This is a genomic window from Mesorhizobium loti, assembly GCF_003148495.1.
Classification (GTDB): domain Bacteria; phylum Pseudomonadota; class Alphaproteobacteria; order Rhizobiales; family Rhizobiaceae; genus Mesorhizobium; species Mesorhizobium loti.
Genome location: NZ_QGGH01000004.1, coordinates 30,324 through 56,240 on the forward strand (window position 1 = coordinate 30,324; position 25,917 = coordinate 56,240).

The following is a 25,917-nucleotide window of genomic DNA, read 5'->3' on the forward strand; positions in this document are numbered from 1 at the left end:
TTTGAAAGTCATCGTGCACCTCGCCTCTTTCCGTTTGCGCTCCAGCCCGTAAAGTCACCGGATCGGCAGGGACGACTTCAATGATGGATTTCGCGATTTTCTGGGACTGGCTGAGCTTTGCCGTGCGCTGGCTGCATGTCGTCACCGGCATCGCCTGGATCGGCTCGTCCTTCTACTTCGTCGCGCTCGATCTCGGCCTGCGCCAGCGTCCGGGCATGCCTGTCGGCGCCTTCGGCGAGGAGTGGCAGGTGCATGGCGGCGGTTTCTACCACATCCAGAAATATCTGGTGGCGCCTGCCGAGATGCCGGAACACCTGACCTGGTTCAAATGGGAATCCTACGCCACCTGGCTGTCCGGCTTCGCCATGCTGTGCGTCGTCTATTATGCCGGAGCCGATCTGTTCCTGATCGATCCGAATGTGCTGCCTATATCTGTGCCGGTCGGCATCCTGCTGTCGCTGGCGACCATAGGCGTCGGCTGGGTGGTCTATGATCTGCTGTGCCGCTCGCCGCTGGGCAAGAGCGATACCGGGCTGATGCTGGTGCTCTACTGCGTTCTGGTGTTCATCGCCTGGGGGCTGACGCACCTGTTCACCGGCCGCGCCGCCTTCCTGCATCTGGGCGCCATCACCGCGACGATCATGTCGGCCAATGTCTTCATGGTCATCATCCCCAACCAGAAGATCGTCGTCGCCGACCTCATCGCCGGCCGCAAGCCTGACCCGAAATACGGCAAGATCGCCAAGCAGCGTTCGCTCCACAACAACTATCTGACGCTACCGGTGCTGTTCCTGATGCTGTCGAATCACTATCCGCTGGCGTTCGGCACTGAGTTCAACTGGGTCATCGCCTCGCTGGTGTTTATCATCGGCGTGCTGATCCGGCACTATTTCAACTCCATCCATGCGCGCAAGGGCAATCCGACCTGGACCTGGATGGCAGCACTTGTCCTGTTCATCGTCATCATCTGGCTGTCGACCGCGCCGAAGGTGCTGACCGGCGAGCCCAGGGAATCGGCGGCGGCGCAAATCTATGTCGCTTCAGCGCATTTCCCGGCCGTGCGCGACACCGTGCTCGGCCGCTGCTCGATGTGCCATGCGGCGGAGCCGGTCTATGAGGGCATCTATCATGCGCCGAAGGGCGTGATGCTCGACACCGACGCTGATATCGCCAACCACGCCCGCGAGATCTATCTGCAGGCCGGCCGCAGCCACGCCATGCCGCCCGCCAACGTCTCGCAGATTACCGACAAGGAGCGGGCGCTGCTGGTGGCCTGGTTCGAAGGCGCGGGAAAATAGCATGACCTCCACGCTTCTGCGCGGCCGCACGCTGTCCTTTGTGCGTTGGCCCGAAACCATCGACGACCATTCCGCCTGGCGCTACGAGGAGGATGGCGGTCTGCTGATCCGCGACGGCAGGATCGTCGCCGCGGGCACCTATGCCGAAGTTGAAAAGCAGGCCGGCGAGGCGGTGAAAAAAATCGACCATCGGCCGCATTTGCTGCTGCCGGGCTTCATCGATGCGCATGTGCATTTTCCGCAGATGCAGGTCATCGCCTCCTATGGCGCCGAACTGCTCGACTGGCTGAACACTTACACTTTTCCGGAAGAAACGAAGTTCGCCAACGCGCAGCATGGCCGCCGCATCGCGCGGCTGTTCCTCGACGAAATGGTGCGCCACGGCACAACGACGGTCGCCGCCTACTGCTCGGTACACAAAGCCTCGGCGGAGGCGTTCTTTGCCGAGTCGCATGACCGCAACATGCTCAACATCGCCGGCAAGGTGATGATGGACCGCAATGCGCCGGACGGCGTGCTCGACACGCCGCAATCCGGCTACGACGACAGCAAGGCGCTGATCGTGCAATGGCATGGCAAGGGGCGGCAACTTTATGCCATCACGCCGCGCTTCGCCATCACCTCGTCGCCGGAGCAGATGGAGATGGCCGCAGCACTCTGCCACGAGCATCCCGACCTGCACATGCAGACGCATCTGTCGGAAAACCACGCCGAGATCGCCTTCACGCGGGAGCTCTATCCGTGGTCGCGCGACTATACCGATGTCTACGAGCATTACGGGCTGTTAGGAAAGAAGAGCCTGTTCGGCCATTGCATCCATCTGTCGGAGCGTGAGGCTGATGCGCTTTCGGACTCAGGCTCGGTGGCGGTGTTCTGCCCGACTTCGAACCTGTTCCTCGGCTCCGGCCTGTTCGATTACCAACGCTTTCGCCGCCGCGACAAGGCGATCCGGATCGCCGCCGCCACCGATGTCGGCGGCGGCACCAATTATTCGATGCTGCGCACCATGGACGAGGGCTACAAGGTGATCGCGCTGAACGGCGAGAAGCTCAATCCGTTCCAGTCCTTCTGGCAACTGACACGCGGCAATGCCGAGGCGCTGTCGGTGGCGCAGAAGATCGGCACGCTGGACGAGGGCACCGATGCCGACATCGTTGTGCTCGACGCCAGGGCAACGCCGGCGATGCGGCTCAGGATGGAAACGGTCGAGACGCTGGCGCAGGAATTGTTCCTGCTGCAGACGCTGGGCGACGACCGCGCCGTGCGCGAGGTCTATGTCGCCGGTAAAGCGGCGAAGACCGACATGGCGATTTAGAGCGCTCCAATGTGTTCCTTGCTTGACCCGGCGGCGGCCATCGGTCAAAGCGTGCGGCGAAGTTGACAGGGGAACGACATGGCCGTTGCTGACGACATCGCTCTGATCAAGAGACAGGAAGAAGTCCTGGTCTTCGCCGCCTTTGACGAGGCCGTTGCTTTCAGGATCGGTTCAGCCATCCGCGACCGCGCGCTCGCCGAGAACCTGCCTGTTATCGTCGATATCAGGACCTTCGACCGGCCGCTGTTCTATGCCGCGCTGCCGGGCTCGAACGCTTCCAATCCGGATTGGGCACGGCGCAAGATCAATGTCGTCAAGCGGTTCCTGAAAAGCACCTATCGCATGGTGCTGGAGCAGCAGCGCCCCGACCGCACCTTCAAGGTTGGCGAGGGTCTCGACATTTCAGACTATGTGCTGGCTGGCGGCGGCTTTCCGGTGACGGTCAAGGGCGCCGGCGTCATTGGTGTGATCGCCGTTTCCGGACTGCCGGAGCGCGAGGATCACGGCGTCGTGGTCGATGCGCTGTGCGATCATTTGGGCGTCGACAAGCGCGGCCTGGCATTGCCTCGGGAAGCCGAATGACCGTACTCGACCCCAAATCGTTCCTCACCTCCATTTTCAACGCGGCCGTCGCCGCTGCCGATCCGGAACGAACCATCCGGGATCATTTGCCGGCCAAACCCAAGGGCCGCACCATCGTCATTGGCGCCGGAAAAGGCTCGGCGCAGATGGCGGCGGCGTTCGAAAAGGCGTGGGACGGCCCCATCGAAGGGCTGGTCGTCACCCGCTACGGCTATGGCGCAACCTGCGAACGCATCGAGATCATTGAGGCGGCGCATCCGGTGCCGGACGCTGCCGGCCTGGAAGCCTCGCGTCGCCTGCTCGCCAAGGTCCAGGGGCTGACAGCGGACGATCTGGTCGTGGCGCTGATTTCGGGTGGCGGCTCGGCGCTCTTGCCGTCGCCGGCCGGCAGCCTGACGCTGGCCGACGAGATCGCCGTCAACGAGGCGCTGCTCGCCTCCGGCGCGCCGATCGCGGCGATGAACACCATCCGCAAGCACCTTTCCGCCATCAAGGGCGGCAGACTGGCGGCGGCCGCCTGGCCGGCCAAGGTGGTGTCGCTGGTCGTTTCCGACATTCCCGGCGACAATCCGGCGCTGGTCGCCTCCGGCCCGACGGTACCGGATACCGGCAGCCGCGAAGACGCGCTGGCCTCGATATCAGCCTATGGCATGAAACTGCCGGCCGCGGTGATGGCTCACATCAATTCGCCGGCCGCCGATGCACCAAGCCCGGATGACAAGCGCTTTTCGCGCAACGAGGTCCACCTGATCGCTTCGGCCGGCGTGTCACTCGAAGCAGCAGCGGCGGAAGCGAAACGGCAAGGCGTCGAAGCGGTTATCCTCTCCGATGCCATCGAGGGCGAAGCGCGCGAGGTTGGCGGCGTCCATGCGGCCATCGCGCGCGAGGTGGCGACGCGCAACCGGCCATTTTCGAAACCGGTTCTGATCCTGTCGGGTGGCGAAACCACGGTGACGTTGCGGGCAAAAGGCAAGGGCGGCCGCAACTCGGAATTCCTGCTCGCCTTCGCCATCGGCATCAATGGCGTCGACGGTATCCACGCGCTGGCCGCCGACACCGACGGCATCGACGGTTCGGAAGACAATGCCGGTGCCTTCGCAGATGGCTCCACCGTGGCGCGCATGCGCGCAGCCAGCGTCGACGCCAAGGCGATGCTGGCCGGTAACAATGCTTGGACGGCGTTCAATGCCGTCGGCGATCTTTTCGTGCCTGGTCCGACCGGCACGAATGTCAACGATCTCAGGGCGATCCTGATCAGATAGCTTTTTAGGCGGCCATCAGCCGCTTGACCTGCTTCATGTCGTGCAGGAACCGCTCGCGTTCAGCTTCCTTGTCCGCCGGCTCATGGATGCGTAGGATGAAGGACGGGTGGATGGTGATGAAGACGCGCAAGCCATCCTCGCGCTCGATCACCTGGCCACGCATTTTTGTCACCGGTATCGCCTTGCCCAGCAGCGACAACGCCGCCGTTGCGCCCAGCGCTACAGCCAGCTCCGGCTTGATCAGCGCGAACTCCCTGTCGATCCACCAGCGGCAGGCCTGAACCTCGCCGGCATTTGGCTTGGAATGAATGCGGCGCTTGCCGCGCGGCTCGAATTTGAAGTGCTTGACCGCGTTGGTGACATAGATCTTTTGCCGGTCGACTCCGGCCTCATCGAGGATGGCATTGAACACCTTGCCCGCCGGGCCAACAAAAGGTTTGCCGGCGAGATCTTCCTGTTCGCCCGGCTGTTCGCCGACAAAGACCACCCTGGCATCATCAGGACCCTCGCCGAACACGGTCTGGGTCGCGTCGTGCCACAGCGGGCAGCGGCGGCAACCTTTCGCAGCCTCGCGCAGTTCCGTGATCGAGATGGCATCGGTCTCGTCCGATATCGGCTCGGCGCGCGGCGCGGAAACGCGCCGGGCCGGCATCTTCGCCTTACGCGGAAGGCCTGTGGTCGCCATCATCTTGCCTTTCCATTTCGATATTGAAAATGGACAAGGCCGAGGATGGTTCCTCCCTCACACCTCGTGCAAATAGAGGTGGTAATCCAGTTCGCTGACCGTGCGCGCCACGCGCAGATACTCGGACTGCTTGATCGCCACGAAGGTCCGGTGCAGGTCCTCGCCGAGCGCGCCTTTCAGGAAGCTAGATGCTCGCGCCGCTTCGATCGCGGCGCGCCAGTCGACAGGCATCGTCGTGCGTGTGACCGCCGCCTCGTAGCCGTTGCCGGTGGTTTCCGGGCCGGGGTCGAGACCTTCATCCAGACCTTTGATGATGCCGGCCAGCACCGTTGCGGCGATCAGATAGGGGTTGGCGTCGACGCCAGACGGCCGGTGCTCGATGCGCCGGTTTTTGGCATCGCCCGCCGGCACGCGCAGCGCCACCGAACGGTTGTTGACGCCCCAGGTTGGGGCCACCGGCGCATAGGATTGCGAGACGAAGCGCCGCCAGGAATTGGCGTGCGGCGCAAACACCAGCATCGATTCCGCCATCGTCTGGATCAGACCGCCGAGCCCCTGCAGCAGCGGCAGCGACCAGCTCTCGCCGCCGGCTTCCGCAAAGACGTTTCGGCCGGCCTTGTCCTGCAGCGAGACGTGGAAATGCATGCCAGAGCCGGCATATTTCTCGATCGGCTTGGCCATGAAACAGGCGGTGACGCCATGGCGGCGCGCCTGCGCCCGCACCAGCCGCTTCAGCATGACTAGGTCGTCGGCCGCCCGCATCACGTCCTTGCGGTAGTTCAGCGTCAATTCGTACTGGCCGGGCGCATATTCGGAAATCACCGTCTCGGCCGGAATGCCTTGCGCCTTGGCCGCTGCATAGATGTCGGAAAACAGCGGCTCCATGCCATGCAGATGATCGACGGAATAGACCTCGGTCTTGCCCGAGACGCGACCGTCGAGCACGGCGCGCGCCGGCTGCACCTTACCGTCGGCGTCGCGCTCATTGGCAAGCAGAAAAAATTCGAGTTCGAAGGCGCCGGCCGGATAGAGACCCTTGGCCGCCAAGATGTCGACCTGCCGTGCCAGCGCCAGCCGCGGATCCGACGACATCGGCCGGCCGTCGAGCATGTACATAGCCATCAGCAACTGGCCGCGCGGCGGATTTGTGCCGTAGAGCGGCACCAGCGTGCCGGGGATCGGCCATGCCCTGAGGTCACCGTCGCCAGTCGTCCAGATCAGCCCGGTCTCGTGCACATCCTCGCCGGTGATATCGAGGCCGAGGATCGAGATCGGCATATGGCGGCCGCCCTCGAAGATGCTCTTCAGCTCATGCCGGCGCACGATCTTGCCACGGCCGACGCCATTGGCATCGGTCAGCACGATATCGAAGGCTTCGATCTCGGGATGGGCGTCGAGAAAGGCTTGCGCCTCGGCGGGTGTCGAGCCCGAAGGTGAGGTCGTCATGGCATTGGGATGGTCCATCGCCGCTTGTCTCATGCCGCAAGCTTTGCCGCAACCGCGCCGAAGGCGGTGATCAGCCGGTTGACCTGGGCACCTGACGTCGCCGGCGAAATCAGCATCATGTTGTGGAACGGGGCGATCAGCACGCCGCGATTGACCAGCGCGACATGGATTGCGGCCTCCAGTTCCGGCGCATGCGCCACTTCCGCCTCGGCGCCATTCCTCAAGGGGCCGGGCGCGCAGATGAACTCGACACGAGCGCCGACACGGGAAACATGCCAGGGCAGGCGATAGCGGTCGATCACGCCGGTCAGCCCGGCATCGAGCCGCCGCGCCAGATGATCCATCCGGTCATAATTTTCCTGCGTCATCACCTCTTCAAGCGTGGCGCGCATCGCTGCGAACTGTAGCGGGTTGGCCGAGAGCGTCGTGCCCATACCGGAATAGCCCGGTTCCTTGGTCCTGTTGTAATCTGCATAGCGCGAGGCAACGTCGTCGCTCATGCCCCACACGCTTGCAGGCACACCGCCGGCAATCGGCTTGCCGAGCACGAAGAAGTCCGGCTCCAGCCTGTATTTCCTGGTGTAGCCGCCGGGACCGGTCGAGATCGTATGTGTCTCGTCGATCAGAAGCAGTGTGCCGGCTTGGCGCGTTAGTTTGCGCAGCGCGTCATGGTAGCCCGGATTAGCCAGCACCATGCAGGAATTGGTCAGCACCGGTTCGGCGATGACGCAGGCCACATCCTTATCCCTGAGCGCGGCTTCGAGTGCTGAAACATCGTTGAACTCGATCACCTTGGCCGTGCGGGTCAGGTCGCGGAACTCGCCGGCCAATCCCGGCCGGTTGACGGGCTTGCCGTCGATCAGCCGTATCATCGTCTCGTCGACCGAGCCGTGATAGCAGCCATTGAAGACCAGGATCTTTTCCCGGCCGGTGATGGCGCGGGCAACGCGCAATGCAAAGCGGTTGGCGTCGGTCGCCGTCGTCGCGATCTGCCAGAACGGCAGGCCGAAACGCTGCTGCAGCAGCGGCCCGATGGCGAGCGCGTCTTCCGAGGGCAGCATATAGGTCAGGCCTCGCCCGGCCTGGCGGCGAATGGCGCGCGCCACCGGCGGCGGGGAATGGCCGAACATCGAGCCGGTGTCGCCAAGGCAAAAATCGTCAAGCCTGATACCGTCGATATCGGTGATGGTCGCGCCTCTGGCGCTGTCGACCAGGATCGGAAACGGCGTTGGCCAGTCGTTCATCCAGTGCATCGGCATGCCGCCGAAGAAGCCGGGCAGGCCGTTGCCGACCTTGGCTTGCGACTTTGGCCGCGCCTTGCGGAAAGCAGCCCCCTCTGTGTCGCGCAACTCGGCAATGCGGTCGCGGCTGATGCCGCCGATGGACGTCTTGGACGTGTCGCTATGCATGAAAACCCCTCTGGTCGATCCCTCTTAGACAATCCGTGTCCGCATCCGCAATTGGCCGCGCGTCTGTCCTGCGTTGGCTCAGCCTTTGGCAGCGGCGCTTGACCATGCTGCCGAAGTCAGCGCCAATACGAGCGGGAATTGAGGTGGGACAGCAAAAATGCGGACGATCATCTGTGTGGCAACGCTGCTGTTGTCGGCCAGCGCCGCTTTCGCCTCCGGCGGCATCTGGTGCAATGTCGACGATCCGGCTGTGACATTCGACCTCGGTGCCGGCGTCACCAGAGGCATGGGCGGCCCGACCTTCAACTTTCGCGGCGATCTCGAAATCAAGGCGAGGCCGGTCGGCGATCATCTGCGCAAGACGGTGTTCGAGGATTCCAACCTGACCCAGTACTGGCTGGACGGCAAGGAGTTGCGGCTGAACATCTACCGCGAGCATCAGCTCGCAGATGCTTACAACTATGTTGAGCTGACGATCCTGACCAAGGCCAGCGACGAAGGCGTCTATGACGGGCAGTACACGCTTGCCATCTATGACAATGCCGCCGACACGGACAAGGACGGCAAGCCGGCTGAGTTGACGGGCAAGGTGTCGTGCGGGGCTGAATAAGTCCTGAACTACGCCGTGATGTCGATGACGCCGCAATCTCCGGCCGCACTGCCGAAAGCGACGCGGCGTTCTTCCTTGTCCCACATCATCGAGGTGATGGCGCCCTTGCCCGGTCGCCGCAACAGCACTTCCTTGGCGTCGGCAAAACGCACCGCCATCACCATGCCGTCATCATAGCCGATGGCGACGACATCCTGGCTCGGGTGGCAGGTGACAGCCGTCACCATGGCGTTACCGCGCGTGCCGAGTTCCAGTGGCGCCTTGCCCATTGGCCCGTCCTTGCCTGAAAACGGCCAGACGATCGCCGCCGGCGCGCCGGAACTCGCCAGCCACTTGCCCTTCACGCTCCACGACAGGCTTTTGACCTTGCCGGGATAACCGGTCATGCGCATGTGCTTGCCGTCGGCGAGCTTCCAGCCGTGCAGCGCGTTTTCCTGCATGGTGGTGACGAGGAAGGCGCCATCGGGCGAGAAGGTGATGCCGGTGTGGGCGCCGGCCCATTCAAGTTCCACCGGCTTGCCCTCGGCGGCCGGGAAATGCAGCGTCGCGCCATTGTAGCGGGCAACGCCAAAGCGCATGCCCTTGGGCGAGAAGGCCAGCCCCTCGACCGAACGCGGATGGACGAATTCCCTGGTCTTGCTATCGGCAAAGCGCACGAAGGCGGTCTTGCCCGTCGCATAGGCGATGGCGCCTTGCGGTCCAGCGGCGACGCTGGTGATCCACTTCTTGGCCGCGCTTGCCAATTCCGTGGCCTCGCCGCTCGCTTTCACGGCAAACACCTTACCGTCCTCGCCGCCGGTGATCAGCCGGTCATTGGCCGCATCATGGAAGGCGGCGAGCAGCCCGTCATTGGCCTGAACTGTCTTGTGACCATGGTCGAGCCGATGGACGGCGCCATCGGCCATCGCGAAATGCGGCACGTCGCCGAGGAAGACGGCAGCGATGCAATGGCCTTCGAGATCAAGCGGGGCGACGGTCGGCATGGCAAATCTCAACGGTCATTCGTTCGTTCCAGCGTAGGATAACGGTTTCCTCGATCGGAACCGGGCCGCCTTGATAGGTGAAGACGAACCATTTGTCCCAGTTTTCGATCAACCAAGTTCTCGAAAGCCCGGGTTTTTTCTCGAACCGGCTTTCCTCGGGCAGCACCGCGAAGACCAGCCCTGCCTTGTAGCCGGATGTGACCATGAGACCGAGCCCGGCCTCGTCTTCGTGGGGATCGAAGATCAGAAGATCGACCGGGCCGGAGCCCGGCCCGAGATCGTAATTCTCGGAAAGTCTGATGACATCGCCGATGGTCAGGAAATCATCGGCGAGATCGAGCAAACGGGGCATTTTATTGCGGTCAGCCCACCTGGCAGGCGTCGAAGCTCTTCTTCAGCCGCTCGGCGTCGAGTTCACGGCCGATGAACACCAGTCGGCTCTCATGTTTCTCGCCGTCCTTCCAGGCGCGCTGGTGGTCGCCCTCGATGATCATGTGCACGCCCTGGATGACATAGCGCTCGTCGTCGCCTTTGAGCGCGATGATGCCCTTCAGCCGCAGGATGTTGGGGCCTTCCATCTGGGTGATCTTCTCGATCCACGGGAAGAACTTCTTCGGGTCCATCTCGCCGCCGCGCAGCGACACCGACTGCACTGTCACGTCATGGATGTCGGAAGCATGCGCGTGATGGTGGTGGTCGTGCCCGTCATGATCATGGTGATCGTGGCCGTCATGGTCATGGTCGTGGTGGTCGTGATCGTCATGCGCCTCGAGGAAATGCGGGTCGTTTTCCAGCGCCCTGGACAGGTCGAAGGCACCGCGGTCGAGCACTTCGGACAGGTCGACGCCGGCGCGGGTGGTGCGATGGATCTTTGCCGCCGGATTGATGGCGCGGATCGTCGCTTCGACCTTGGCGAGCTCTTCCGGAGTGACGAGGTCGGTCTTGTTGAGCACGACGACGTCGGCAAAGGCGATCTGGTCCTCGGCTTCCCTGGAATCCTTGAGCCGTAGCGGTAGGTGCTTGGCGTCGACCAGCGCCACCACCGCGTCCAGCCTGGTCTTGGAGCGTACGTCGTCGTCCATGAAGAAGGTCTGCGCCACCGGCACCGGATCGGCGAGCCCGGTGGTCTCGACGACGATGGCGTCGAAGCGGCCGGGTCGGCGCATCAGGCCCTCGACGACACGGATCAGATCGCCGCGCACCGTGCAGCAGACGCAGCCATTGTTCATCTCGTAGATTTCCTCGTCGGATTCCACGATCAGGTCGTTGTCGATGCCGATTTCGCCGAACTCGTTGACAATGACGGCGTAGCGCTTGCCGTGGTTTTCCGACAGGATGCGGTTGAGCAGTGTCGTCTTGCCCGCGCCGAGATAGCCGGTGAGAACGGTTACGGGGATCTGCGTCTGTGCGTCGCTCATGGCTTGCCTCGAACTGTCTGGGCCGCGAGAAATCCGGCCCTCGAAAAAGGGGTTGTCGGTTCCATATAGGATGTGTGCCGGGCTTTTGCACGGGGCAAACCGATGGGCCAAACAGGCTTGCCGACATTACCGAATTTTGGCTGGCGAGAGCTGCGATCACAGCCTAAATCAGGGTGCGGGAGGCCAATTCGAGAGGCAACACATGTCCGGCAAGCCATCCTTCTCATTGAGCCGGCGCCAGGCGCTCGGTTTGATCGCGGTCACCGCCGGAGGTGGTGCCTTCCTGCCGGCCTCGGCAATGGCCGCCCAATCTTCGGCTCCCCAGGCCTCGCTTTATGCCGGACTGGCGCTGTTCGAAACCGGTGCGGGCGTGTGCGCCATTACGCCTGAAGTGACCGAGGGGCCGTTCTATTTCGATCCGAAACTCGAACGTGCCGATGTCACCGAGGGCAAGAAGGGCATAGCCCTCGCTGTTCGGCTGCAGGTTGTCGACGCGGGCTGCCGCCCGCTTGCCGGCGCTCGTGTCGACATCTGGCATTGCGACGCGCAAGGTGCCTATTCCGGCTATCCGGGACAAGGTGACGGCCGCGACGTCGACACGTCGGGCCAGACCTTCCTGCGTGGCTGGCAGAAGACCGACGCGCGCGGCATCGTTTCCTTCGCGACCATCTATCCCGGCTGGTATCGCGGTCGCACCACCCATATCCATTTCAAGGTTTTCCCCGACGACAGGTCGGTGATGACCGGCCAGTTGTTTTTCCCGACAGTCTCAGCGAGCAGATCTTCACCTCTGTCGCGCCCTACAATGACCGGCCCGGCAAGCGCGACACCTCAAACGCTGCAGACGGCATTGCCAGGCAGGCCGGCCCGCAGTCGCAGGCCGCACTGCGCGAGGTCGAGGATGCCTATCAGGCGCTGATGATCGTCGCGGTGAAGCCCGGCTGAGCGACGTTCCCTTCCCCACCCTGCTCCCGACGAAAACTCCGGCCGCGAAAACTCGTTTGTCATCTAACTGAAATAAACATCTGGCATTAGCCACGGCGGACACCACAATGCTTGCCGGCAAAGCTGTTTGAAGCTCCGGAAACTTTTTGATCGTCGATTGCCAACCGGCCGGCTGTCTCTATGCTGCCCGCACCGGTACGGCCGAAGAGGGATGACCATGGCCAAGGCGGACAAGACTGCGACAATGAGCCGGCTGCATTCGGCGGCAAGACTGGCAAGAACCGCGCTGGCGGCTAGGCTTCTGGCGCATGGCTTCTATGCCGGCCAGGACCAGATCATGTTGGCGCTCGACCGCGAGGATGGCCAGACGCCGGGCAATCTCGCCGGCCGCCTCGGCGTGCGCCCACCCACCATCACCAAGACCATCAACCGGTTGCAGGCCCAGGGTTTCCTGGAGAAGCGCGCCTCGTCGGCGGATGCTCGCCAGGCGCATATTTTCCTCACCGACACCGGTCGCGACATCATCCACGCCATCGAGAAATCGGTGAAGAAGACCGAGAAGCAGGCGCTGAAGGGCCTCGACAAGAAGGACCAGAAGGCGCTGTTCAAGCTGCTTGCCCGCATCGAGGCCAACCTCTCGAACGAGGAACTGGTGCTCATCGACGACGACGCCGAGTCGGACGACTGATCAGCCGATCGTCGCGGCAGGCGATCAGGCCGCCTTTGCGGTGGATCCGTGGACCAGCGACGACCAGCGCCCCGGCGTCATGCCGAACGCCTTCTTGAATTGCCTGATAAAATGGCTCTGGTCGCTGAAGCCGGCTTCGATAGCGATCTGCGCCAATGGCTCGCCGGCGGCGATCATCCGCCGCGCGCACTGAAGCCGGCGCATCACCAGGAAGCGATGCGGGCTGGTTGAGAAAGCGGCGCGGAAATGCCGTGACAAGGCATAGCGGTCGAGCCCGGTTATCGCTTCCAGTTCGCCGGAACGCACCGGCCGGGTCAGGTTTTCCGTGAGATAGTCGCGCGCCAGTGTCGCCGCCCGCCACGCTGTCTTGGTAATCGGCTTCGCCGGTTGGCCGGCATGCCGTGTCAGGCTTTGCATCAGTTGCGTCAGGAAGTCGTCGACGAACAACTCGTCGAGTTCCTGCTCGAGCGGTCCCAGCGCCGAAAGCAGCGTCGCGCAGAAGGCGGTGTCCGTCACCACGCCATCCCTGACAAAAGGCAGCGACGCGCCGTCAAGGCAGCCGAGCATCAGCGACGGCTCCAGGTAGAGCATTCGGTAGCGCAGGCCGTCCTCGGTCCCGGCGCCGCCGTCGTGCAGCTCGTCGGGATGCAGCACGATGATCTGGCCGGGCAGGCTGTGGCGCGTAGCACCGAGATAGCGAAACGTCTGCACCCCGTGCAGCGTCACCCCGATCGAATAGGTATCGTGGCGATGCAGGTCGAACGCGCTGCCATGGAAGCGCGCCTCGATCCGCTCCATGCCGGTGGGGTCGGGGGCGGAGATGATGCAGTTCTCCGCAACATCAACGCACAAACGTCCAAGACCCCTGAAGGCCTGGCTGTCTAGATCGTGCGACATCGTCTCCTTCAGCCTCGCATTGGGGCACAAGCTCGAATGGCCAATGTCTCATGTTCGATACGAAATTTGCAATCGTGCTCAGGGAAGATCTGCCGGTCTGGCAGAAACTCAACGTCACGGCCTTTCTGACCAGCGGCATCGTGGCCCAGTTTCCGGACATCATCGGCGGGCCCTATCGCGACCGCGCCGGCAATCTCTACAACCCGCTGTCGATCCAGCCCGTCATCGTGCTGTCCGCCGACCAGGCAACGTTGGGCACCATCCACCGGCGCACGCTGGAGCGCGGCGTGACCACCTCGCTCTATGTCGAGGAGATGTTCGCGACCGGCTTTGACGCGGCCAACCGTGCCGTCTTCGCCGAATTCGCGCCTGAAGACGCCAAGGTGGTCGGTATTGCGATACGCGCCGAGAAGAAGCTGGTCGACAAGATCACCAAGGGCGCCCGCATGCACGCCTAGTTTTCCGAAGCATGGACCAAACCCGCCTGGGCTCTTGTTATGCCAGCCGGCTTTGGTGTGGCGGCAGGCGACAATTGGCTTGCCGGGAGCCGGCAATTCCCGCAAAGGTGGGCTTCAGCCCAGCTTCCCACCCGGCCTGCAAGTGAGTGCTCCCCAAAGACATCCAGAAAGCGCAACGCCCCCGGTGGCGATCCTGTGCATGCTTTCCACCTACGTCTTCTTCACCTTCCTCGACACCTCAAGCAAATACCTCGTCCTTGCCGGCGTTTCCGTGCTGATCGTTGCCTGGGTGCGCTTTGCCGTGCATGTGGTGCTGGTCGGCACGCTGCTGCGCGGCTGGCGCCAACCGGTGCGGTTCCGCCCGGTCAACCTGCCGGCACATGTCCTGCGCGGCCTGTTCCTGTTCGGCTCGACCATATTCAACGTCCTGGCGCTGCGCTCCCTGCAACTGGCCGAGACCACCTCGATCTATTTCTTCGGGCCGATGGTAATCACGGCGCTGGCCGGTCCGCTGCTTGGCGAGTGGGCAGGCTGGCGGCGCTGGCTGGCGATCCTGGCGGCCTTCGCCGGTGTCCTCATCATCACCCGGCCGGGCGTCGGCGTTTTCGGCATCGGGCATCTTTTCGCTCTCGGCTCGATGCTGTCGAACTGCTTCTACGTCATCATGACGCGCCGCATGTCGGCGACCGAGACGTCGGAAAGCCTCATCCTGTTCTCGGCGCTGGCGCCGGCGCTGCTGCTGTTGCCCTTGCTGCCATTTTCGTTTTCGCTGCCGCATGACGGCTGGCACTGGTTCGTGCTGCTCATGCTCGGCGTGTTCGGCGGCGTCGGCCACTGGCTGCTGGTCCAGGCCTACCGGCTGGCGACAACCACGGCATTGGCGCCCTATCCCTATTCGCAGATGGTATGGATGATCATTTCCGGCTGGATCGTCTTCAAGCAGTTTCCCGACCGCTGGACGCTGGTCGGCGCCGCCATCATAGTCGCCAGCGGCCTCTACATCGTCCATCGTGAGCACCGGCTTCGGCTGCAGAGCCGCGCGGCCTCCGATGTCGAGGCCGAAGCGCTGGCAAAAAAACTTTGATTTGCCCCCGATCGGTGGCATAACGCCGCCTTTAAACAGTTTAGGTCTGGAAATTCAGGTCCGGGGAGCGCAAGGCGCTGGCACAGAAAATCAAGCTTTCGACGATCGCGGATGCGCTCGGCGTGTCCACGGCCACGGTCTCGCTGGCGCTGCGCGACAGCCCTCTGGTTGCCGGGGCCACCCGCGACCGCATCAAGGAACATGCCCGCGCCATCGGCTATATCTACAACCGACGCGCCGCCAGCCTGCGCACCTCGCGTTCGGGCATTGTCGGCGTCGTCGTCCATGACATCATGAACCCGTTCTTCGCCGAGATCCTACGCTCGATCGAAAGCGAGCTCGACCGCAGCCGGCAGACCTTCATCCTGTCCAACCACTATGATCAGCTCGAAAAGCAGCGCACTTTCATCGACACGCTTTTGCAGCTTGGCGCCGACGGCGTCATCATGTCGCCGGCCATCGGCACACCAGCTTCCGACATCGTGATGGCCGAGGAGAACGGCCTGCCGGCGGTGTTGATCGCGCGCACCGTCGAGGGCGCCGACGTGCCGGTCTTTCGCGGCGACGATGCCTATGGCACCGGGCTTGCCACCAACCATCTGATCTCGCTCGGCCACAAGCGCATCGCCATGATCGGTGGCACCGACCAGACCTCGACCGGCCGCGACCGCTATCAGGGTTATGTCAACGCGATGGACGCGGCCGGACTGGAAGTCAGGCCGTCCTGGCGCATTGCCGGCCCGCGCACCAAGCAAGCCGGTTTCGAGGCCGCCGGGCAGTTCTTGGCGCTGAAAGACAGGCCGACAGCCGCTTGCTGCTGGAACGATCTTGTCGCCATCGGTCTGATGAACGGCATTGCCCGCGCCGGCCTGGTGCCCGGCGTCGACATCTCCGTTACCGGCTATGACGACCTCGAAGAGGCGGCGATCGCGACGCCGGCGCTGACCACCGTCTGGAACGGCCAGCGCGAGGTTGGCCGCCGCGCCGCCAGCGCGCTGCTCGACAAGCTCAACGGGCAGACGGTGCGGCCTTCGCAAGAATTGATCAAGCCGGAACTGCATGTGCGTCAGTCGACCGGCAAGCCGGTGGAGCGTGCATGACCAAGGCCGAACAACTGCAGACCGTCACCATTCTGGTGCCGGGCGATTTCAACGACCACGCGATCGACCGCATCAACCACACATTCAGGCGCGTCACAGTCGAACGCGCCGATCCGTCACTGGTCACGGACGAGATGCGCAGCAATGTGCGTGGCATCGCTTCGTTCGCCGGCATCAACGCGGCGATGATGGATGCACTGCCCAATCTCGAACTCATCGCCTCGTTCGGCGTCGGGTATGATTCGGTCGATGTCGGCCATGCGGCCGCAAAAAACATCATGGTCACCAACACGCCTGACGTGTTGACCGAGGAGGTCGCCGACACCGCCATCGGGCTGCTGATCAACACTGTCCGCGACCTGCCGCGCGCCGAAACCTGGCTGCGCGACGGCAGCTGGGTGCGCAAGGGCAACTATCCGCTGAGCCGGCTAACCTTGCGCGGGCGCAACGTCGGTATCTTTGGCATGGGTCGCATCGGGCAGGCCATCGCCCGGCGTCTGGAAGCCTTTGGCTTGCCGGTCGCCTACCACAACCGGCGCCATGTCGAAGGCCTTTCCTATCAGTACCACCCGACCCTGAAAGGTCTTGCCGAAGCAGTCGATACGCTGATTTCGGTGGCGCCGGGCGGCGCCTCGACTGAGAAGGCGGTCAACGCCGAAATCCTGTCGGCGCTCGGCGCCAACGGTATCTTCGTCAACATCGGCCGCGGCAGCACGGTCGATGAGGCGGCGCTTGCGGCAGCACTCGCCAACGGCACCATCGCCGCCGCCGGCCTAGATGTCTTTGCCGACGAACCGAACGTGCCCAAGGCGCTGCTCGACGCGCCGAACACCTCGCTGTTGCCGCATGTCGGTTCGGCCTCGGACCATACGCGCCGCGCCATGGCGGATCTGTGCGTCGACAATCTGGTGTCCTGGTTCACCGAGCGCCGGCCGCTGACGCCGGTACCGGAGACGGTGAGTGTGAAGGCTCGAGGCTAGCCAAAGGGCAATCCGATGGCTGTGAAGCTGCCCGAAAACTCCACCATCTCGGTCGCAACCAGTGGCCGGGAGCAGGTCGTTTCGATCCCTTACCCAAAACCGCCCGCCGCCACCTATATGGCAGGCGTATTCATGCTTTTCTGGCTTGGCGGCTGGGCTTTCGGAGAGATTTTCGCCGCCCACCAGATCATGACGATGCCGGTTGGAGGCGGAACGGCATTTCTCGTATTCTGGCTTTGTGCCTGGACGATCGGGGGCCTCTTTGCGGTGCTGACGGTTCGCCGCGTTTTCCAGAGATCCGTGCCTGAAATGATGAAGCTGGAGGTCGCTGGGCTCGTCTATGATCCGGGAGTACCGCCCTTCAAGATGCCTAGCTCCAGGTCCTTCCCTGTATGGCCCTCTCTATTGCCGAAACGAACCGAACTCAAAATCGACCGGACGCAGCTCAAATCGCTGAAACTACGCGAGGGCGATACGTGCAACCGCCTGACAGTCGACGCGGGTGCCCAGAGGGTCCAACTTGCCTCAGCCGCCACCGATGTCGAGCGGGAGTGGCTCTTCAAGCTCCTTTCAGATCGCTATTCGTTGGCAGTCCCGCAATAGTCCGACGGTTTCGTCCTCGACATCCGTTGATATCAGGAGTGGCGCCGCCACACTTATTAACGTCAGCTTAACCCTTTGGAATCATTCTCCATCCTGTCCGTGTGCGTGGATGAAGAAGATGAAAGCACTTTCCGCATTGATCGCTGTCACAGCGCTGTTTGGCGGCGTTCAGCTGTTTCATCTAGGCAGCGGGGAAAGCGTGGCCAACGAGGCCGCCCCGTCCAACAGCTACAGGCTGGTCGCCAATGGCGATGAGGCGGCCTGTGCGGTCAGCCGCGGGGCCGAAATTTCGGACGGGTTGTCGCTGCTCACCGTTGCTCCGAAATGCCGCCGGCTCTTGCCGGGCATAGAGCAGGCGAAGTTCTGGCGCGAGCAAAACGACGGCACGGTCGCCTTCAGCGCCAACGGCGTCGATCCGATAGTTACCTTCGCGGCTGCCGACGGCGACGGCTACGAATCCTATGCCCCGGCGCTGCCGCTGCTGTCGCTGGCGGCCACCGGTGATAAGAAATCCGGCGACTGATTATTCCGCTGCGGCCCGCGCGCCAGCCTTCGCTGCGGCGTGCAGCCGAACCGCATCGCCGAAGGCCCGGAATATTTTCACCGAGTTGCTGTCCGACTTGACCCAATATTCCGGATGCCACTGCACGCCGACGGCGAAGGCGCGGGAGTCGCGCACCGAAACCGCCTCGACCGTGCCGTCGCTGGCGACTGCCTCGATCTGCAGCTTCGAGCCGAGCCGGTCGATCGCCTGGCGGTGCAACGAATTGACCTTGATGTCGCCGGCACCGAACACGCCGGCCAGACAACTGCCTGGCTTGATCGAAATGGTCTGGTGGATGGCGAAGCGTTCGTCCTGTTTGTCGCTCACCGGCGCGCGGTGGTCGAGCGAACCTTCGCGCTCCTGGATCTCGGTGCCCAGCGTGCCGCCGAGCGCCACGTTCAATTCCTGGATGCCGCGGCAGATGGCGAGCAGCGGCACGCCGCGTTCGATCGCCCGGCGAATCAGCGGCAGCGTCGTGGCGTCGCGCGCCGGGTCATAGGGGCCATTGGCTTCGCAGGCATCGCCGCCATAGAGCGATGGATGCACATTGGATTTCGAGCCGGTGACCATGACGCCGTCGACTGACGACAGAAGTTCGTCGAAGTCGAGCCGGTCGCCAAACGATGGCACCAGCAGCGGGAACACGCCGGCGCCGGTGATCGCCGCTTCCAGATATTGCTGCGGGGCGGCATGCCAAGTGTAGTTGTCGAACTGACGGACGTCGGTCGATATGGCGACGAGCGGCTGATGCATTTTGGCTCTGTGTTCCATCTGGGCAAGGGATGTCCTGCCTCTAAAATAGGCGATCCCTGGTTATTTTTCCATGCCAAGTTTCAGCGTGTCGCATGGGCCACGAAACGGCCTGTTAGACTATAGTTGCAGGGCAGCTGGGCTTCGCTGTCAAATCGGGCCGGCGTGCTGGACTCGACTTCTTGCCTGTGTATTGTCTCGAACGAACCGACACGGAAACCGAGGATTTCCCGTACGTCGGTCTGTTGATCCAAAAGGGAGGAACTTCATGGATCGTCGTTCATTCATTCGCAAGGCCGGTGTCACCGGCGTCGGTGCCGCAGCGGCGGCGGCCACGCTGGCGGCGCCCGCAATAGCCCAGTCCAATCCCAAGGTGACGTGGCGGCTGGCGTCGTCCTTCCCGAAGTCGCTCGACACCATCTATGGCGGCGCCGAGGTATTTTCCAAGATGCTGTCGGAAGCCACCGATGGCAATTTCCAGATACAGGTCTTCGCCGCCGGCGAGCTGGTGCCGGGCCTGCAGGCGGCCGACGCCACCACGGCCGGCACGGTCGAGGCCTGCCACACGGTGGCATATTATTACTGGGGCAAGGACCCGACATGGGCGCTCGGTGCGGCCGTTCCCTTCTCGCTCAACGCGCGCGGCATGAATGCCTGGCACTACCATGGCGGCGGCATCGACCTGTTCAACGAGTTTCTCGCCACGCAGGGCCTTTTCGGCCTGCCGGGCGGCAACACCGATGTGCAGATGGGCGGCTGGTTCCGCAAGGAGATCAACACGGTGGCTGACCTTTCCGGCCTCAAGATGCGTATCGGCGGCTTTGCCGGCAAGGTGGTGCAGAAGCTCGGCGTCGTGCCGCAGCAGATCGCTGGCGGCGATATCTATCCGGCGCTGGAAAAAGGCACCATCGACGCCGCCGAATGGGTCGGCCCCTATGACGACGAGAAGCTCGGCTTCTACAAGGTCGCGCCCTATTACTATTATCCCGGCTGGTGGGAAGGCGGCCCGACCGTCCACCTGATGTTCAACAAGGCGAAATACGACGAGCTTTCGCCGACGTACAAGTCGCTGCTGCGCACTGCCGCGCAGGCTGCCGACGCCAACATGCTGCAGAAATACGATTATTTGAACCCTGCGGCGGTGAAGCGGCTGGTGGCTGGTGGCGCGAAACTGCGGCCGTTCAGCCAGGAGATCATGGCCGCCTGCTTCGAAAAGGCCAACGAGGTCTATGCCGAAATGGAAGCCTCCAACGCCCCGTTCAAGAAGATCTGGGAATCGATCAAGGGGTTCCGCAAGGAGCATTATCTCTGGGCACAGGTGGCCGAATACAATTACGACACCTTCATGATGGTCCAGCAGCGCAACGGCAAGCTCTAGAGCAATTCCAGGAAAAGTGCGCCGCGGTTTTCCGTCCGGAATTGCGTCAAACAAAGAGATAGAGCAGCCCATCGCCTTCATCCAAAGACCCCGGGCCTGCTCGCCCGGGGTCTTTCTTTTCAGGCCGGCGAGGAACTGACCTCGACCAGTATTCCGCCTGGCGCGTGGCAATAGAAGGTCGTCGAGCTGACGCCGCCGCGCGTCAGCTCTTGCACCTCGCCAGGCGCGAAGCCCGCATCGGCAAGCTCGGCCTGTTTTGCATGCACGATGTTCGGTTTGCCGACGAGGAAGCCGATGTGAAAGCCGCCGGGATAGTTGGCGGTCCCTCCCTTGCCCGGAATCATCAGGTTGAGGATGAAGCCATCGGTCCCGCGCAGCACGGCTAAAGCATCCTTGCCGCGCTCAGCGAGAAGCTCGAAGCCGAAATGGCTGGTGAAGAAGCCGGCAAGAGCCGTGACTTCTGGCGTAACGAGATTGGCGTGGTTCAGTTTCATGGTCGTTGTCCTGTCGCGGGTTGAAATGCGGACAGGCTTGGCTGCAGACCGTGAACCGGTGGGGCCGTGGCATCAGGAAATCCGGACATGACCCAACCGGCCCACGGGCTTTCGCCTCGCTTGCCGGCCGCGGGTTCTCCCGCAAATCATGCGGTGAACAGGCTTCCGCCAAACATGATCCCGAAAAGTGGCGTCCGGTTTTCACGGACAAACGGTTTCCGTTTGTCCAGAGATCATGCTCGAAAACAGAAACGGAAGAGACCGGACTACCGGACCGGTCATGTCTTTTTCGGCGCCCCCCAATAGCCGATCAATGGGTTGCCGGCAAGCATGCGCGCAAGGTCGGATGACGGCCCGGGCAGCTCAGTCTCGGCGCGGCACCACCAGCACCTTGACCTCGCCGGGCGCCGGTGGATTGGCGACTACTGCCGCCGCGTCTTCAAGCGGCACCTGCCTGGAGATCAACCTGTCGATCTCGATTGCACCCGATGCAATGAGTTCGGCGGCGCGGCGATGGGTGTAGGGATTGAGGAAGGAACCGAGCACTTTCAGTTCCCGGAACAGCAGGTCGAAGGGCTCGAATTCCGCTTTCATGCCTTGCGGCGTCACGCCGACGATGACGACCGTGCCACCGGCGCGGGCCAGCCGTATCGACTGCTCGACGGTCTCTCGCACGCCCGCGCATTCGAAGACGACGTCGACACCACCTGGCACCAGACCGGCCGGTCCGGCGATGGCCTTGACGACATCGGCGGCGGTCGGATCGACCGTCACTGTCGCGCCGAAATCCCTAGCAAGGGCGCGCCGCGAGGCTTGCCTGGTCGACAGGATGATGGTCGTGGCCCCGGCCAGTCTTGCCAGTTGCACGGTGAGCAGGCCGATCACGCCGCCGCCAAGCACGACCACCGAGCTGCCCGGTTTGATCCCGGCAAGGTCCACGCCATGCAGGCAACAGCCGAGCGGCTCGCAGAAGGCACCATGTGTCGGCTTCAGATCGGCGGGAAGGACAAAAGCCTGCTTCTGCGGCAAGGCAAGATAGTCGGCAAAACCGCCATCACGATGGATGCCGATGGCGCGCAGATTGCTGCAGAGGTTGACCCGCCCGGCGTGACAATGCGCGCAACGCCCGCAGGCAATGTTGGGGTCGCCGGTGACGCGATCGCCGACGGCAAAGCCCGAGACGGATTTGCCGATCGCTTCGACGATGCCGGAAAACTCATGGCCGGGCGTCACCGGCGGCGTGCACGGGAATTCGCCGTGAAACAGATGCCGGTCCGTGCCACAGACACCGCAGGCTTCGATCCGCACCAGAAGCTCGTCCGGTCCGATGTCAGGCCTGGCGACGTCGCGCAGCGCGATGCTGCCCACCGCCTCAAGCCTCACCGCTTTCATCATCGTCGCCATGGCGGTCTCAGTTGAAGCTTGGTGGCTGCGACAGGTCCGGCTGTGGCGCTGCCGGCTTGGCCGGCGGCGCGTCGCCGAAACTCGGCGGTTGCGAAAGGTCAGGGGCTGCCGGCGCCGTGCCGCCACCAGCAGGTGCTGCACCATCCGCCGGCGGCGTACCGAGCGGCGACAGGCCGGGCACCTCCGGCACCTTGTAGTCGATGGTGCCCGGATCGACGGTCGTTCCCTTGTAGTGCATCACCATTTGCGGGAAGGTGATGGTCAGCCCGATCATGATCACCTGGATACAGACGAAGGGCACCGCGCCCCAATAGATCTGTCCGGTGGTGACCGGCGCGATCTGTTTGCCGGTGAGGCGGTCAAGATAGGGCACGCGGGCGGCCACCGAGCGCAGGTAGAAGAGCGCGAAGCCGAAGGGCGGGTGCATGAAGCTGGTCTGCATGTTGACGCCCAGAAGCACGCCGAACCAGATCAGGTCGATGCCGAGCTTGTCGGCGGCCGGCGCCAGCAGCGGTACGATGATGAAGGCGAGCTCGAAGAAGTCGAGGAAGAAGGCGAGGAAGAAGACGAGAATGTTGACGCCGATGAGGAAGCCGACTTCGCCGCCCGGCAGCGAGGTCAAGAGGTGTTCGACCCAGATGTGGCCGTTGACGCCGTAGAAGGTCAGCGAGAACACCCGCGCGCCGATCAGGATGAACAGCACGAAGGACGACAGCCGCGTCGTCGAGGTCAGTGCCTGTTTGACCACGTCCAGCGACAGCCGGCCCTTTGCCGCCGCCATGATCAGGGCGCCGACAGAGCCCATGGCGCCGCCCTCCGTCGGGGTGGCGATGCCAAGGAAGATGGTGCCCAGCACCAGGAAGATCAGCGCCAGCGGCGGGATCAGCACGATGATCACCTGCTGGGCCAGCCTGGACATCATGTTGAAGTTCAGGCCCTTGTCGGCGATCGCCACGATGTAGATGAAGAGCACCCCGGCAGTGGCGCCGAGAATGTCGGCATTGTCGCCATGTGCCGGCGCGAGATAGCGATACGCCGCGTAGGAAATCGCGACCGTGACCGCCAATGCCACCAGCAAGGACATGACGCCATGGCCGAGCGTGCGCGCCTCCAGCGGCAGCGCCGGCACCATTTTTGGCCGGAAGATCGAAACGATCAGGATGTAGAGCGCGTAGAGACCGGTGAGAACGAGACCGGGGATCAGCGCGCCGGCATACATGTCGCCGACCGAGCGGCCGAGCTGGTCGGCGAGCACGATCAGCACCAGCGAGGGCGGGATGATCTGGGCAAGCGTGCCCGACGCGGCAATGACCCCGGATGCCAGCCGGCGGTCATAACCATAGCGCAGCATGATCGGCAGCGAGATCAGGCCCATGGCGATGACGGAAGCCGCCACCACGCCGGTGGTTGCCGCCAACAGCGCGCCGACGAAGATCACCGCGTAGGCGAGGCCGCCGCGGATCGGACCGAACAGCTGGCCGATCGTGTCGAGCAGGTCTTCGGCCATGCCCGATCGTTCGAGCACGATGCCCATGAAGGTGAAGAACGGAATGGCCAGCAGCGTGTCGTTCGACATCACCCGGCTGCCGTAGAAATTATCCGGCAATGCGTGCAGGAGCGGCCAGGCGAGGTTGATCGACCCACCGGAATAGGGCGACAGGAGCACGCCGATGAAAAAGAACATCAAGCCGTTGGCTGCCAGCGAAAAGGCGACGGGATAGCCGATCAGCAGGAAGATGATCAGCGAGGCGAACATGATGGGCGCCATGTTCTGGGCGATGAACTCCATCACGAGCGCACCTCGTCGGCCAGCGCCTTGGCTTCGAGCTCGGCCTGCTCATGTGCCGATATGAAGGGATTGGGGTCGTCCATGTCGCCGCGCATGATGGCGATCTTCTTGACGATCTCGGAGATGCCCTGCAGCGCGAGCAGGAAAAAGCCGACGAGCAGGATTGCCTTGGCCGGCCAGATGATCAGCCCGCCGGAATTGTTGGACATCTCGCCGCTGCGAAACGACAGCGATACATAGGGAACGAAATAGACCACCATCAGCGTCACGAACGGCATCAGGAAGAAGACATGGCCGAAGAGGTCGATCCAGTGCTGCACGCGGCGTGGGAACAGGCCGTAGACGATGTCGATGCGGATATGTTCGTTCTGCTTCAGCGTATAGGCGGCGGCCAGCATGAAGGCGGCGCCGAACAGATACCACTGCAGCTCGAGCCAGGCGTTCGAGGATATGTCGAAGACCTTGCGGATGATGGCGTTGGCGGCGCTCACCAGGATCGCCAGCAGGATCAGCCACGACACCCATTTGCCGATGAATTCGTTGGCGCGATCAATGGTCCTGGATAGAGCGAGCAGCCCTGCCATGCATTCCTCCCTTGTACCGGAGGCGTGCCGGCTTCCCCCTTCTTGTCCGTCACGCCGCGTGGTCCAACGGTATGCCGCGCGTGGACTGACGGGTCAACAAGGATGGAAGCAACAAAACACCATCAAATAGATGCGAGCGCCGGCTGTGGGACGTTTGCCGCGACGTCATGCAACCAAAGTCTGATGGTTCAGGCGATCTTGCCGGTGTCGCGGCCGGCGCCGATCAGTATCAGCGTCGCGACCAGGAACAGATACATCCACGCATCGCGCCATTCGACCGGGAAATAGCCGGCCCACAGCGATTCGGCCATGCCGAAGGCGGCCGCGCCCAGCGCCGCCCGCGGCGGCGAGAGATAACCGCCGACCGCCGTCACGAACAGGATCTTCAACCCGTAGACGAGGCCCGAGCCGAAGCTGACATTGCCGTAATAGAGGCCGGCCATGACGCCGGCCAGCGCGGCGCAGAAGCCGCCGAACAGCACCGCATGCCGGAACACCGCGCGAACGTCGACGCCGCACATCGCCGCCGCCTTGGGATCGTCGGAGACGGCGCGCCAGCGCCGGCCGAAGCTCGAGCGGGCAAATGCCCAGCTGGCCAGCGCGATTGCCGCCAGCACCACCGCGCAATCGATGAGCTGGATGAGCGTGAGCGTTGCCTTGAAGGTCGCGCCCTGCGCGAAAACGACGGGCTGCGCCAACATAGGCGGCAGCCACAGATCATGCGTGTCGGCAGCGATGCGGCTTGCCTCCGACAACAGCAGCAATATGCCGAGCGTCGTCACCACGATCGCATTGGGTGTACGGTCGGCCAACGGTTCGAAGACGCTACGCGACAGCACGTGGCTGATCAGCGCGGCATAGAGGAAAGCCGCGACGACGCCGAGCGCCACCGCCGCAAGCAGTGTCAGCCACAGCACTTGATAGCCGAAGGCTGCGGTCAGGATCATCGTCTGGCCGCAAAAGGCGAACAGCGCGCCATAGGCGAGGTTGGTGCGGTGCAGAATGCCGTTGGTCAGCACATAGCCGAAGGCGAGCAACGCGTAGAGCGCGCCCGAATGCAGCCCGTTCAGCACCTGCTGGAAGAAGTAGAGCATGCGAAACCCTCGGAGCATGTCGCCCAAAAGTGCAAAGCGGTTTTGGTACAACGACACGCTCAAGACAAAGGCTGCGGAGTCCGCGCCCGGCAGAGAACCTGCATCGCTGAATCTAAC

General features: G+C 63.2%; 27 protein-coding genes. 14 read left to right on the forward strand and 13 right to left on the reverse strand.

Annotation, left to right across the window (positions count from 1 at the left end):
* Positions 1 to 80: 80 nt before the first annotated feature.
* From C8D77_RS17115 to C8D77_RS17130, 4 genes are all read left to right on the forward strand, one after another.
* The gene (locus C8D77_RS17115; RefSeq protein WP_109665613.1) at positions 81 to 1,298 is read left to right on the forward strand and encodes a urate hydroxylase PuuD; all 1,218 of its coding nucleotides are present in this window, start codon (positions 81 to 83) and stop codon (positions 1,296 to 1,298) included.
* 1 nt (position 1,299) lies between these two features.
* Complete coding sequence (gene guaD, locus C8D77_RS17120; protein WP_109665618.1) at positions 1,300 to 2,613, forward strand: guanine deaminase; 1,314 nt, start codon at positions 1,300 to 1,302, stop codon at positions 2,611 to 2,613.
* 78 nt (positions 2,614 to 2,691) lie between these two features.
* Positions 2,692 to 3,195, forward strand: coding sequence for a heme-degrading domain-containing protein (locus C8D77_RS17125; RefSeq protein WP_109665623.1), 504 nt, complete (start codon positions 2,692 to 2,694; stop codon positions 3,193 to 3,195).
* A complete protein-coding gene (locus C8D77_RS17130; protein WP_109665627.1) occupies positions 3,192 to 4,457 on the forward strand; it encodes a glycerate kinase type-2 family protein in 1,266 nt (421 codons plus the stop codon). The genes C8D77_RS17125 and C8D77_RS17130 overlap by 4 nt, the downstream gene beginning before the upstream one ends.
* A gap of 4 nt (positions 4,458 to 4,461) precedes the next feature.
* Here C8D77_RS17130 and C8D77_RS17135 read toward each other — a convergent pair whose 3' ends face one another.
* Genes C8D77_RS17135 through C8D77_RS17145 form a run of 3 tightly spaced genes read right to left on the reverse strand, consistent with a single transcriptional unit; the run spans position 4,462 to position 7,997 of the window.
* A complete protein-coding gene (locus tag C8D77_RS17135) occupies positions 4,462 to 5,145 on the reverse strand; it encodes a UdgX family uracil-DNA binding protein (RefSeq protein WP_245951802.1) in 684 nt (227 codons plus the stop codon).
* 54 nt (positions 5,146 to 5,199) lie between these two features.
* Positions 5,200 to 6,621 (reverse strand): glutamine synthetase family protein, encoded by a 1,422-nt coding sequence (locus C8D77_RS17140; protein ID WP_425453738.1) that lies wholly within the window; start codon positions 6,619 to 6,621, stop codon positions 5,200 to 5,202.
* Positions 6,618 to 7,997: an aspartate aminotransferase family protein gene (locus C8D77_RS17145; RefSeq protein WP_109665631.1), complete on the reverse strand. Its 1,380-nt coding sequence runs from the start codon at positions 7,995 to 7,997 to the stop codon at positions 6,618 to 6,620. Before C8D77_RS17145 ends, C8D77_RS17140 begins: the two co-directional genes overlap by 4 nt.
* A gap of 157 nt (positions 7,998 to 8,154) precedes the next feature.
* On the opposite strand from C8D77_RS17145, the gene C8D77_RS17150 reads away from it, so the two are divergent.
* Positions 8,155 to 8,607, forward strand: a complete 453-nt coding sequence (locus C8D77_RS17150; RefSeq protein WP_109665635.1) for a hypothetical protein — start codon at positions 8,155 to 8,157, stop codon at positions 8,605 to 8,607.
* Positions 8,608 to 8,615: 8 nt separating this feature from the next.
* Here C8D77_RS17150 and C8D77_RS17155 read toward each other — a convergent pair whose 3' ends face one another.
* Genes C8D77_RS17155 through C8D77_RS17165 form a run of 3 tightly spaced genes read right to left on the reverse strand, consistent with a single transcriptional unit; the run spans position 8,616 to position 11,008 of the window.
* Positions 8,616 to 9,590, reverse strand: coding sequence for a WD40 repeat domain-containing protein (locus C8D77_RS17155; protein ID WP_109665639.1), 975 nt, complete (start codon positions 9,588 to 9,590; stop codon positions 8,616 to 8,618).
* Complete coding sequence (gene imm45, locus C8D77_RS17160; protein ID WP_109665644.1) at positions 9,568 to 9,942, reverse strand: Imm45 family immunity protein; 375 nt, start codon at positions 9,940 to 9,942, stop codon at positions 9,568 to 9,570. Before imm45 ends, C8D77_RS17155 begins: the two co-directional genes overlap by 23 nt.
* Before the next feature lie 10 nt (positions 9,943 to 9,952).
* Complete coding sequence (locus C8D77_RS17165; RefSeq protein WP_109665647.1) at positions 9,953 to 11,008, reverse strand: CobW family GTP-binding protein; 1,056 nt, start codon at positions 11,006 to 11,008, stop codon at positions 9,953 to 9,955.
* A 202-nt stretch (positions 11,009 to 11,210) separates the two neighbouring features.
* On the opposite strand from C8D77_RS17165, the gene C8D77_RS17170 reads away from it, so the two are divergent.
* On the forward strand, positions 11,211 to 11,927 hold the full coding sequence (locus C8D77_RS17170) for an intradiol ring-cleavage dioxygenase (RefSeq protein ID WP_342770044.1): 717 nt from the start codon (positions 11,211 to 11,213) through the stop codon (positions 11,925 to 11,927).
* A 243-nt stretch (positions 11,928 to 12,170) separates the two neighbouring features.
* Entirely contained in the window at positions 12,171 to 12,641 is a 471-nt protein-coding gene (locus C8D77_RS17175; RefSeq protein ID WP_109666695.1) for a MarR family winged helix-turn-helix transcriptional regulator, read from the forward strand.
* 24 nt (positions 12,642 to 12,665) lie between these two features.
* On the opposite strand, the gene C8D77_RS17180 is transcribed toward C8D77_RS17175, so the two are convergent.
* Complete coding sequence (locus tag C8D77_RS17180) at positions 12,666 to 13,538, reverse strand: AraC family transcriptional regulator (protein ID WP_109665650.1); 873 nt, start codon at positions 13,536 to 13,538, stop codon at positions 12,666 to 12,668.
* A gap of 50 nt (positions 13,539 to 13,588) precedes the next feature.
* On the opposite strand from C8D77_RS17180, the gene C8D77_RS17185 reads away from it, so the two are divergent.
* The 6 genes from C8D77_RS17185 to C8D77_RS17210 all read left to right on the forward strand — a co-directional run bounded on the left by C8D77_RS17185 (position 13,589) and on the right by C8D77_RS17210 (position 18,286).
* Entirely contained in the window at positions 13,589 to 13,996 is a 408-nt protein-coding gene (locus tag C8D77_RS17185) for a DUF2000 family protein (RefSeq protein ID WP_109665653.1), read from the forward strand.
* 199 nt (positions 13,997 to 14,195) lie between these two features.
* Positions 14,196 to 15,080: a DMT family transporter gene (locus C8D77_RS17190; protein ID WP_164548558.1), complete on the forward strand. Its 885-nt coding sequence runs from the start codon at positions 14,196 to 14,198 to the stop codon at positions 15,078 to 15,080.
* Positions 15,081 to 15,157: 77 nt separating this feature from the next.
* The gene (locus C8D77_RS17195; RefSeq protein ID WP_109665662.1) at positions 15,158 to 16,180 is read left to right on the forward strand and encodes a LacI family DNA-binding transcriptional regulator; all 1,023 of its coding nucleotides are present in this window, start codon (positions 15,158 to 15,160) and stop codon (positions 16,178 to 16,180) included.
* The gene (locus C8D77_RS17200; RefSeq protein WP_109665667.1) at positions 16,177 to 17,160 is read left to right on the forward strand and encodes a 2-hydroxyacid dehydrogenase; all 984 of its coding nucleotides are present in this window, start codon (positions 16,177 to 16,179) and stop codon (positions 17,158 to 17,160) included. The genes C8D77_RS17195 and C8D77_RS17200 overlap by 4 nt, the downstream gene beginning before the upstream one ends.
* 15 nt (positions 17,161 to 17,175) lie before the next feature.
* Positions 17,176 to 17,763 carry a hypothetical protein gene (locus C8D77_RS17205; protein WP_109665671.1) on the forward strand — a complete coding sequence of 196 codons (588 nt, stop codon included), beginning with the start codon at positions 17,176 to 17,178 and terminating at the stop codon, positions 17,761 to 17,763.
* Between the two features lie 118 nt (positions 17,764 to 17,881).
* Positions 17,882 to 18,286 (forward strand): hypothetical protein, encoded by a 405-nt coding sequence (locus C8D77_RS17210; protein ID WP_109666697.1) that lies wholly within the window; start codon positions 17,882 to 17,884, stop codon positions 18,284 to 18,286.
* On the opposite strand, the gene C8D77_RS17215 is transcribed toward C8D77_RS17210, so the two are convergent.
* A complete protein-coding gene (locus tag C8D77_RS17215) occupies positions 18,287 to 19,060 on the reverse strand; it encodes a gamma-glutamyl-gamma-aminobutyrate hydrolase family protein (RefSeq protein ID WP_109665675.1) in 774 nt (257 codons plus the stop codon).
* Between the two features lie 265 nt (positions 19,061 to 19,325).
* Between C8D77_RS17215 and C8D77_RS17220 the strand changes: the two genes are divergently transcribed.
* Entirely contained in the window at positions 19,326 to 20,435 is a 1,110-nt protein-coding gene (locus tag C8D77_RS17220) for a TRAP transporter substrate-binding protein (protein WP_109665677.1), read from the forward strand.
* A 119-nt stretch (positions 20,436 to 20,554) separates the two neighbouring features.
* On the opposite strand, the gene C8D77_RS17225 is transcribed toward C8D77_RS17220, so the two are convergent.
* The 5 genes from C8D77_RS17225 to C8D77_RS17245 form a co-directional block, all read right to left on the reverse strand.
* Positions 20,555 to 20,929 carry a VOC family protein gene (locus C8D77_RS17225; RefSeq protein WP_109665679.1) on the reverse strand — a complete coding sequence of 125 codons (375 nt, stop codon included), beginning with the start codon at positions 20,927 to 20,929 and terminating at the stop codon, positions 20,555 to 20,557.
* A gap of 363 nt (positions 20,930 to 21,292) precedes the next feature.
* Positions 21,293 to 22,321, reverse strand: a complete 1,029-nt coding sequence (locus C8D77_RS17230; RefSeq protein ID WP_170136773.1) for a zinc-dependent alcohol dehydrogenase family protein — start codon at positions 22,319 to 22,321, stop codon at positions 21,293 to 21,295.
* Between the two features lie 19 nt (positions 22,322 to 22,340).
* Positions 22,341 to 24,122: a TRAP transporter large permease gene (locus tag C8D77_RS17235; RefSeq protein ID WP_109665686.1), complete on the reverse strand. Its 1,782-nt coding sequence runs from the start codon at positions 24,120 to 24,122 to the stop codon at positions 22,341 to 22,343.
* Positions 24,122 to 24,706, reverse strand: a complete 585-nt coding sequence (locus C8D77_RS17240; protein WP_109665689.1) for a TRAP transporter small permease subunit — start codon at positions 24,704 to 24,706, stop codon at positions 24,122 to 24,124. The genes C8D77_RS17235 and C8D77_RS17240 overlap by 1 nt, the downstream gene beginning before the upstream one ends.
* 188 nt (positions 24,707 to 24,894) lie before the next feature.
* On the reverse strand, positions 24,895 to 25,800 hold the full coding sequence (locus tag C8D77_RS17245) for a branched-chain amino acid ABC transporter permease (protein WP_109665693.1): 906 nt from the start codon (positions 25,798 to 25,800) through the stop codon (positions 24,895 to 24,897).
* Between the last annotated feature and the right edge of the window lie 117 nt (positions 25,801 to 25,917).

Excerpts from the sequence above, each read along its gene's own strand:
- C8D77_RS17115 (WP_109665613.1), top strand. The coding sequence starts at position 81 with ATGATGGATTTCGCGATTTTCTGGGACTGGCTGAGCTTTGCCGTGCGC.
- guaD (WP_109665618.1), top strand. The coding sequence starts at position 1,300 with ATGACCTCCACGCTTCTGCGCGGCCGCACGCTGTCCTTTGTGCGTTGG.
- C8D77_RS17125 (WP_109665623.1), top strand. The coding sequence starts at position 2,692 with ATGGCCGTTGCTGACGACATCGCTCTGATCAAGAGACAGGAAGAAGTC.
- C8D77_RS17130 (WP_109665627.1), top strand. The coding sequence starts at position 3,192 with ATGACCGTACTCGACCCCAAATCGTTCCTCACCTCCATTTTCAACGCG.
- C8D77_RS17135 (WP_245951802.1), bottom strand. The coding sequence starts at position 5,145 with ATGATGGCGACCACAGGCCTTCCGCGTAAGGCGAAGATGCCGGCCCGG.
- C8D77_RS17140 (WP_425453738.1), bottom strand. The coding sequence starts at position 6,621 with ATGAGACAAGCGGCGATGGACCATCCCAATGCCATGACGACCTCACCT.
- C8D77_RS17145 (WP_109665631.1), bottom strand. The coding sequence starts at position 7,997 with ATGCATAGCGACACGTCCAAGACGTCCATCGGCGGCATCAGCCGCGAC.
- C8D77_RS17150 (WP_109665635.1), top strand. The coding sequence starts at position 8,155 with ATGCGGACGATCATCTGTGTGGCAACGCTGCTGTTGTCGGCCAGCGCC.
- C8D77_RS17155 (WP_109665639.1), bottom strand. The coding sequence starts at position 9,590 with ATGCCGACCGTCGCCCCGCTTGATCTCGAAGGCCATTGCATCGCTGCC.
- imm45 (WP_109665644.1), bottom strand. The coding sequence starts at position 9,942 with ATGCCCCGTTTGCTCGATCTCGCCGATGATTTCCTGACCATCGGCGAT.
- C8D77_RS17165 (WP_109665647.1), bottom strand. The coding sequence starts at position 11,008 with ATGAGCGACGCACAGACGCAGATCCCCGTAACCGTTCTCACCGGCTAT.
- C8D77_RS17170 (WP_342770044.1), top strand. The coding sequence starts at position 11,211 with ATGTCCGGCAAGCCATCCTTCTCATTGAGCCGGCGCCAGGCGCTCGGT.
- C8D77_RS17175 (WP_109666695.1), top strand. The coding sequence starts at position 12,171 with ATGGCCAAGGCGGACAAGACTGCGACAATGAGCCGGCTGCATTCGGCG.
- C8D77_RS17180 (WP_109665650.1), bottom strand. The coding sequence starts at position 13,538 with ATGTCGCACGATCTAGACAGCCAGGCCTTCAGGGGTCTTGGACGTTTG.
- C8D77_RS17185 (WP_109665653.1), top strand. The coding sequence starts at position 13,589 with ATGTTCGATACGAAATTTGCAATCGTGCTCAGGGAAGATCTGCCGGTC.
- C8D77_RS17190 (WP_164548558.1), top strand. The coding sequence starts at position 14,196 with ATGCTTTCCACCTACGTCTTCTTCACCTTCCTCGACACCTCAAGCAAA.
- C8D77_RS17200 (WP_109665667.1), top strand. The coding sequence starts at position 16,177 with ATGACCAAGGCCGAACAACTGCAGACCGTCACCATTCTGGTGCCGGGC.
- C8D77_RS17205 (WP_109665671.1), top strand. The coding sequence starts at position 17,176 with ATGGCTGTGAAGCTGCCCGAAAACTCCACCATCTCGGTCGCAACCAGT.
- C8D77_RS17210 (WP_109666697.1), top strand. The coding sequence starts at position 17,882 with ATGAAAGCACTTTCCGCATTGATCGCTGTCACAGCGCTGTTTGGCGGC.
- C8D77_RS17215 (WP_109665675.1), bottom strand. The coding sequence starts at position 19,060 with ATGCATCAGCCGCTCGTCGCCATATCGACCGACGTCCGTCAGTTCGAC.
- C8D77_RS17220 (WP_109665677.1), top strand. The coding sequence starts at position 19,326 with ATGGATCGTCGTTCATTCATTCGCAAGGCCGGTGTCACCGGCGTCGGT.
- C8D77_RS17225 (WP_109665679.1), bottom strand. The coding sequence starts at position 20,929 with ATGAAACTGAACCACGCCAATCTCGTTACGCCAGAAGTCACGGCTCTT.
- C8D77_RS17230 (WP_170136773.1), bottom strand. The coding sequence starts at position 22,321 with ATGAAAGCGGTGAGGCTTGAGGCGGTGGGCAGCATCGCGCTGCGCGAC.
- C8D77_RS17235 (WP_109665686.1), bottom strand. The coding sequence starts at position 24,122 with ATGGAGTTCATCGCCCAGAACATGGCGCCCATCATGTTCGCCTCGCTG.
- C8D77_RS17240 (WP_109665689.1), bottom strand. The coding sequence starts at position 24,706 with ATGGCAGGGCTGCTCGCTCTATCCAGGACCATTGATCGCGCCAACGAA.
- C8D77_RS17245 (WP_109665693.1), bottom strand. The coding sequence starts at position 25,800 with ATGCTCTACTTCTTCCAGCAGGTGCTGAACGGGCTGCATTCGGGCGCG.